We start from the raw sequence: 6,664 nt of genomic DNA on the forward strand, positions 1-6,664 counted from the left end.
GGAAACGCTTTCCTCGGGCGCGTTCCGGTCGGTAGGTTGGGGGTATGCAGCGCCGCACCGTCATCGCACCGGATTCGTTCAAGGGCACCGCTTCGGCGGCCGAGGTCGCCGCGGCGATCAGGCGGGGCTGGCTGCGCGCCAGGCCCGGGGACGAGTGCGTCGAGGTGCCGATGGCCGATGGCGGCGAGGGGACGACCGCGGCCATCGCCGGCTCGGTCCCAGGCGCGCGAGTGGTGTCGGTGCGCGTCGAGGGGCCGCTCGGTGCCCCCGTGGACGCTGAGCTCGTGGAGCTCCCGGACGGCACCTGGGTCGTCGAGCTGGCGGAGACGAGCGGCATCGCGCTGCTCGACGGGGTCGACCGCGAGTCGTGCGCCAGAGCGTCGACCATCGGGCTCGGTCAGGCGATCAGGTTCGCGGCGGAGCACGGCGCGAGGCGAGTGCTCGTCGGGTTGGGGAGCAGCGCGTCGACCGACGGCGGCGCGGGGATGCTGTCTGCGCTCGGCGTGCGGTTCCTCGACGCCGCTGGCGCCGACATCCCGCTCGGGAATCGCGGACTGCACTCGCTCGAGAGCGTCGACATCTCCGGACTCGTCCGGCTCCCCGCCGACGGCCTCGTCGCGCTGACCGATGTCGTGAATCCGCTCTTCGGTGTGGCCGGGGCTGCTGCGGTGTTCGGGCCGCAGAAGGGCGCATCCGCCGACGATGTTCCCCTGCTCGAGGCCGGGCTCACGCGGCTCGCGCAGGTGCTCGACGGGGCACCGGAGGCGAGCGGCGATGTCCTCGCGCTCGCGGCGCATCCCGGTGCTGGTGCGGCCGGCGGCACGGGATTCGGCCTGCTCGCGGTCGGCGCGGAGGTCTCGGCGGGCGCCGTGGCCGTCGCCGAGGCGGTCGGCCTGCGGGAGCTGCTGCGCGGGGCCGACCTCGTCATCACCGGGGAGGGCAGCTTCGACGCGCAGTCCGAGGCAGGCAAGGTCCCCTCGCTCGTGCGCAGGCTCGCGCTCGAGGAAGGCGCACGCTTCGGGGTGATCGCTGGCCGTGTGGGCCTCGGCGCCGAGGAGCGGGCGGTGCTCGCTCGGGACGGCGTCAGCATCGTGTCCTTGTCTGAGCTCGCAGGCTCTGGCCAGCGCGCCATGGACGAGACGCTCGACTGGGTCGAGGTCGCGGGGGAGCGGATGGCGGGCACGCTCGAGTTCTGACCCACCTGCCCGGGAAGGGCGTCAGACGTCAGCGGCGCGATCTCGGAGCTCGCGCTCCACTCGGGCGAGGATCTCGGGGTCGCGCACGACGATGCGCACTTCCTGGACCTGCGACCCCGAGCTCGCGATGGTGTCGACGGCGGCGGCGATCGCGTCCTCGAGCGGCCATGCGTAGATGCCGGCGCTGACGAGAGGGAACGCGACCGAGGTGGCGCCGAGCTCGTCGGCGACCTCGAGCGAGCGCCCGTAGCAGGAGGTGAGCAGCGTGCGATCGCGCTGGCCCGAGCCGTAGTCGGGCCCGACGGTGTGGATGACCCATCGTGCTGGCAGCTCGCCGGCGGTCGTGTATCCCGCATCCCCGGTCGCAAGGCCGCCCGGGAACCTGGCCACGCAGTCGCGGAGCACCGCGGGCCCGCCCGCACGGTGGATGGCGCCGTCGACCCCGCCGCCCCCGCGCATCCCGTTGTTCGCCGCGTTCACGACCGCGTCGACGGCCTGCTCCGTGATGTCTCCGAGAACTGCCTCGATTCGCCTCATGAGAGCAGTCTGTCGCAGGAGCGTCGAGAGAAACGGTGGATGCGGTGACAGCTCAGCGCCGGGCGCGGCGAATGCCCGTCGCGAACTCGTCCAGGGCGCCCAGCATTCCGGAATGCTGCCAGACCCGTCCCCGGCGTCTGCCGGTGCGCTCGGTGAGGACCCCGCGGTCGGTCAGCAGAGCAAGGGCGCGATTGGCGGTGACTGCATCCACAGCAAGTGCCCTCTGCACGAACGCGGAGTCGACGATCGGCTGCCCGACGAGCAATGGCAGCAGCCGCAGCGCCGAGGCCTGCGGGCGGACGCCCGCCAGGAGCTCGCGAGAGGCCGCCAGCTCGGCGCGCAGCGCGTCGACGAGGTCCCCACCCGCCGCGGCGCCGAACCTCGCAGCCTGAGTGAAGGTGCGGACGATCGGACTGGCGTCGCCGTCTCGGAACGCGCCAAGTGCCGCGAAGTAGCGATTGAGGTCGGTCAGGAGGCCTGCCGACAAGGGCACGGTGGTGTGCGACGCGATCCCGCTGGCGCGCAGCATGACCTGCACGAGGGCGCGTCCTGTGCGGCCGTTCCCATCGACGAACGGATGGATCGTCTCGAACTGCGCGTGCGCCACGGCGATCTGCAGCAACGCGGGCAGGTCGGCGCGGTCGGCGAAGAGGAGCAGGTCATCGAGTGCTGGCGGGACGAGCTCCGGTTGCGGGGCCACGAAGTCAGCCTCGCGCGGGCCCGCGTTTCCCTTCCCGATCCAGACCAACTCCTCGCGCAGGAGGCCCGCGTGCGCCTCCATGCCCTGCTGATGCGCGAGCAGCTCGCGATGCATCGTCAGGATCGTGCCAACGGACAGGGGCTCTGTCAGCGTGACGGCGGCCTCCATCGCGCGGACGTTGCCGATGACCGTCCGCGAGTTCGGGGAGGTGCCTGCGCCGATCTCAGCCAGGGCGAGCTGTCTGGCACTCACGGTGAGGTTCTCGATCTGTGAACTCGACGCGCTCTCCGTGCGGAGCAGGATCGCCGCCATCGAGGCCAGAGCGGTGTTCTCCGTGCCGAGGACGAGCGACGCATGGCGATCGAAGTCGCTCAGGGCTCGACTGGCATCTTCAAGGTCTGCTCCGAGCTCGCTCGTGAGCGTGGGGGACCAATCTGCGAGTCGCGTCGGTATCGCCGACGAGTACGCACCCGTCTGGCGCTTCAGCTCGGAACGTGAGAACAGGCGGGGGTCCGACGGGCGCCAGTTGTGCAGCGCCACGCCGACCGCCGGAATGGCGAGCATCGGCTCGTTCGCATCGCCCGCAGATGTTGGCATGCCCCAACCTTAGTAACACTTCTGCCAGGAAGTGTCACTAACCGCGGATCGCAGTGACAGCGCAAACTGTCCCGGCCGCACTTGTGCGTCCCTCGGTCCCCCGAACAGTGCGAGGCACCGAAAGAAGTTCGGGCGGCACTTCGCCGGCGAAACGCTCGCCCCGCGAGACCCATGCCCGCTACTGTGACGAGCAGAGACCAGCGCACGCTCCCCAGCGCTCTCGACCTCACGATGGACGGAGCTTCTCATGTGGATGCAGGACATCGACCCGTTCGGAAATCCCTGGCTGTCGGCGCTCGTCGCCGTGATCCCGATCGCCATCTTCTTCATCTGCCTCACGGCGCTCAAGATGAAGGGGATGCTCGCCGCCAGCATCGCCGTCGTCGCCGAGATCCTCGTCGCGCTCGTCGCGTTCGGGATGCCGGGGACCGCCGTCGCCGGGTCGGGGCTCCTCGGCGTCCTCACCGCCATCTGGCCCATCGCGTACATCATCGTCATGGCGGTCTGGCTGTATCGCCTCGCCGTCGCGAGCGGACGCTTCGACGTGATCCGCGCCTCCATCTCGGGCATCTCTCCAGACCAGCGCATCCAGGTGCTGCTCATCAGCTTCGCGTTCGGCGCGTTCCTCGAGGGCGCGGCGGGCTTCGGGGTGCCGATCGCGATCTGCGCGGCCCTCCTCGTGCAGCTCGGCTTCAAGCCGGTGAAGGCCGCCATGCTGTCCCTCGTCGCGAACGTCGCGGCGGGAGCCTACGGAGCGATCGGCATTCCCGTGATCGTCGGCGCGCAGGTGGCCGGCGTCGAGGTGCTCGAGATGTCCCGCATGATGATGCTGCTCCTGCAGCCCCTCACATTCCTCGTGCCGTTCCTGCTCGTCATGATCCTCGACGGCTGGCGCGGCCTCCGCGAGACCTGGCCGGCGACCCTCGTTGTGAGCGTCGTCTTCAGCGGCGTGCAGGCGTCCGTGCTGTGGTTCCTCGGACCGGAGCTCGCCGACCTCGGCTCGGGCCTCGCGGCGATGCTCGCGCTCTTCGTGTTCGGCCGCGTCTGGCAGCCGAAGCGCATCTTCCGCGAAGGCGGAGGTGAGGCGCCGGCCGTGGAACGTCACAGCGTGCGCGAGATCGCGGTCGCCTGGAGCCCCTTCTACATCCTCACGGGCCTCATCCTCGTGTGGAGCATCCCCGCGTTCAAGCAGCTCTTCGCCGTCGACGGGCCGCTCGCCGCCGCGGTCATCAAGTTCCCGATTCCGGGTCTCACCGGTGAGATCGCGCTCTCGAGCGGTGACCCCGTCGCGACCACCTGGGACTTCGCCCCCATCAGCGCCACCGGCACCGCCATCCTGCTCGCCGTCATCGTGTCGTTCCTCACGACGCCGAGCCTCAAGGCCGCGGACCTGTGGGGGCAGCTCGCCGCCACGTTCCGCGAGCTCTGGCAGGCGCTGGTGCTCATCGCGCTCATCCTCGTGCTCGCGAACATCGCGAACTACTCGGGTGGCTCCGCGAGCATCGGCAGCGCGCTCGCGGCCGTCGGCCCCGTCTTCCCGCTCCTCGCGCCCATCATCGGGTGGCTCGGCGTCTTCCTCACCGGCTCGGTCGTCAACAACAACACTCTCTTCGGGCCCCTGCAGGTCGCGACGGCCGGACGCATCGGCGTCGCGCCCTCGCTGCTCGTCGCCGCCAACACGGCAGGTGGCACGACGGCGAAGGTCGTCTCGCCGCAGTCGATCGCCATCGCCGCGGGCGCAGTCGGTCTCTCCGGGCGGGAGGGGGAGATCCTCCGCAGCTCCATCGGCTACAGCCTCGGGATGCTCGCCTTCATCTGCGTCTGGAGCTACACCCTCTCGATGCTGCTGCCCTCCTGAGCGCGCCGGCGCCGTCTGGCGCGTGCCGGGACGCGCCGGGACGCGCCGGGACGCACGAAGTGTTGTGGCTTGATGCGGTTGCGGAGCAGGCGAGGAGCGCTTTGCCACAACTCTGCGATGGTGCCGGGTGCGCAGGGACGCAGGATGCGCAGGGCATTGTCCGCCGCGGTGCGCTGCGGGGCGAGCTGGTTTCGGTGTGCGGTTGGGTGCGTGTCGGTCGGCGTGTGCCGGGCCGGGGCGGGCCGTGCGCAGCGTTGTGGCTTGGTGCGGTTGCGGTGCTCAGCAGGTGCACCAAGCCACAACTTTCTGCGGGGGAAGCTGTCGCCGGAGGCGCCAGCGCGGCACCTACTTCGAGACGAAGAACTCCAGCGCGATCTGGTCGGGGTCCTTGAAGCTCAGCGCGTAGCCATACGGCGCCTCGACGATGCCGCTGTGCTCGATACCGTGCTCGCTCAGGTGGCTCGCCCACGCCTCGAGTTCGTCACGGCTCTCGACGGTGAGCCCGATGTGATCGAGTCCCGGCGAGAACGGCGAGAACCCTCCGCCACTCGCCCTGTCGGTGCCGCCGTCGTGCTGCGTGAGCCCCAGGTTCGTGCCGCCCGGCAGTGCGAACAGCTTGCGGTGCAGCGATTCGTCGTCGATCTCGGTCGCCGGGGCGAAGCCGAAGACCTGCTCGTAGAAGGCGACGCTCGTCTCGAGGTCGCGGACGGTCACCGCGAGGTGATGGATGTTCGTGAAGGTGGGCATCGTCGCTCATTCCTGCGCGCGTCGGGGCTGCGCGCTCCGCCATCCATCTAACGCCGGTCCCGCTGGGAAGCACCGGGATGCGGCCTCCGAGCGGCGGGCTTCGCCGGCAGAAGTGTGGCCAGGTGCGTTTGCGGTGCTTCGCGTGCGCACTTGCCCACAACTCTGGTGTCGCGACAGTGGGGAGCGCGAACGGGAGCGAGGAAGGCCGAGAGCGCGAAAGGCCGAGAGGGAGGGGCCTAGGGAGGGTCGAGAGAGGCTGAGAGGGAGAGCTCGAATGGCGGGAATCCGGGGGCCCGAGCGGGGGCCCGAGATGCGGCCTCCGAGCGGAGGGCTTCGCCGGCAGAGGTGTGGCGAAGTGCGGCTGCGGTGCTTCGCGAGCGCACTTACCCACAACTTTGGTGCCGGGACAGCGAGCGAGGGGCCGCGAAGGAGGGGCCTAGGGAGGGGCTGAGAAAGACCGCGCGGGAGAGCTCGAGTGGCGAGAAGCCGGGAGCCTGAGCGGCCCGGGGGCCGGAGCGGCGGGTCCCGAGCGGCGGGCTTCGAGCGGAGGGCTTCGCGGGCAGAGGTGTGGCCAAGTGCGGTTGCGGTGCTTCGCGACCGCACTTGCCCACAACTCTCGTGCCGGGACAGTGAGCGAGGGAGGGGCCGCGAGAGAGTTCGAGTGCCGAGAATCTGGGAGGCGGAGTGGCACGGGAGCCCGAGCGGCAGGGGAGCCGGAGATGCACGGGAGGCGCAGTGGCACGGGAACCCGAGTGGCACGGGAGCCGGAGCGGCGGGTCCCGAGCGGCGGGCTTCGAGCGGCGGGCTTCGCGGGCAGAGGTGTGGCGAAGTGCGGTTGCGGTGCTTGGCGAGCGCACCTGCCCACAACTTTGGTGCAGGGAGAGGGAGGGAGAGGTCGAGGGAGGGGCCGCGAGCGGGGGTCGCCCGCAGACACAGGTACCCGCAGAGACAGCCGCCGCAGACGCAGGTGCCCGCAGACACAGCTGTGGCGAACCGGCACCCAGGAGTCCGCGGGTGCGGTTCGCCACA

The 6,664-nt window shown here is 70.5% G+C and carries 5 protein-coding genes; 2 read left to right on the forward strand and 3 right to left on the reverse strand.

What is annotated here, in order from left to right; genetic code table 11:
• The first annotated feature begins 44 nt into the window (after positions 1–44).
• Entirely contained in the window at positions 45–1,196 is a 1,152-nt protein-coding gene (locus ITJ67_RS15045; RefSeq protein WP_194678175.1) for a glycerate kinase, read from the forward strand.
• A gap of 21 nt (positions 1,197–1,217) precedes the next feature.
• On the opposite strand, the gene ITJ67_RS15050 is transcribed toward ITJ67_RS15045, so the two are convergent.
• Both ITJ67_RS15050 and ITJ67_RS15055 read right to left on the reverse strand, forming a co-directional pair.
• On the reverse strand, positions 1,218–1,733 hold the full coding sequence (locus ITJ67_RS15050; protein ID WP_194678176.1) for an O-acetyl-ADP-ribose deacetylase: 516 nt from the start codon (positions 1,731–1,733) through the stop codon (positions 1,218–1,220).
• A gap of 52 nt (positions 1,734–1,785) precedes the next feature.
• Positions 1,786–3,030 (reverse strand): Fic family protein, encoded by a 1,245-nt coding sequence (locus ITJ67_RS15055; protein WP_228502994.1) that lies wholly within the window; start codon positions 3,028–3,030, stop codon positions 1,786–1,788.
• 247 nt (positions 3,031–3,277) lie between these two features.
• Between ITJ67_RS15055 and ITJ67_RS15060 the strand changes: the two genes are divergently transcribed.
• Positions 3,278–4,888, forward strand: coding sequence for an L-lactate permease (locus ITJ67_RS15060; protein WP_194678177.1), 1,611 nt, complete (start codon positions 3,278–3,280; stop codon positions 4,886–4,888).
• A 345-nt stretch (positions 4,889–5,233) separates the two neighbouring features.
• Here ITJ67_RS15060 and ITJ67_RS15065 read toward each other — a convergent pair whose 3' ends face one another.
• Positions 5,234–5,635, reverse strand: coding sequence for a VOC family protein (locus ITJ67_RS15065; RefSeq protein ID WP_160074076.1), 402 nt, complete (start codon positions 5,633–5,635; stop codon positions 5,234–5,236).
• Between the last annotated feature and the right edge of the window lie 1,029 nt (positions 5,636–6,664).

The organism is Pseudoclavibacter sp. VKM Ac-2867 (assembly GCF_015351275.1).
Classification (GTDB): domain Bacteria; phylum Actinomycetota; class Actinomycetes; order Actinomycetales; family Microbacteriaceae; genus Pseudoclavibacter.

Bases quoted from the DNA above. Each gene is read 5' to 3' on its own strand.
- ITJ67_RS15045 (WP_194678175.1), top strand. From the start codon at position 45: ATGCAGCGCCGCACCGTCATCGCACCGGATTCGTTCAAGGGCACCGCT.
- ITJ67_RS15050 (WP_194678176.1), bottom strand. From the start codon at position 1,733: ATGAGGCGAATCGAGGCAGTTCTCGGAGACATCACGGAGCAGGCCGTC.
- ITJ67_RS15055 (WP_228502994.1), bottom strand. From the start codon at position 3,030: ATGCCAACATCTGCGGGCGATGCGAACGAGCCGATGCTCGCCATTCCG.
- ITJ67_RS15060 (WP_194678177.1), top strand. From the start codon at position 3,278: ATGTGGATGCAGGACATCGACCCGTTCGGAAATCCCTGGCTGTCGGCG.
- ITJ67_RS15065 (WP_160074076.1), bottom strand. From the start codon at position 5,635: ATGCCCACCTTCACGAACATCCATCACCTCGCGGTGACCGTCCGCGAC.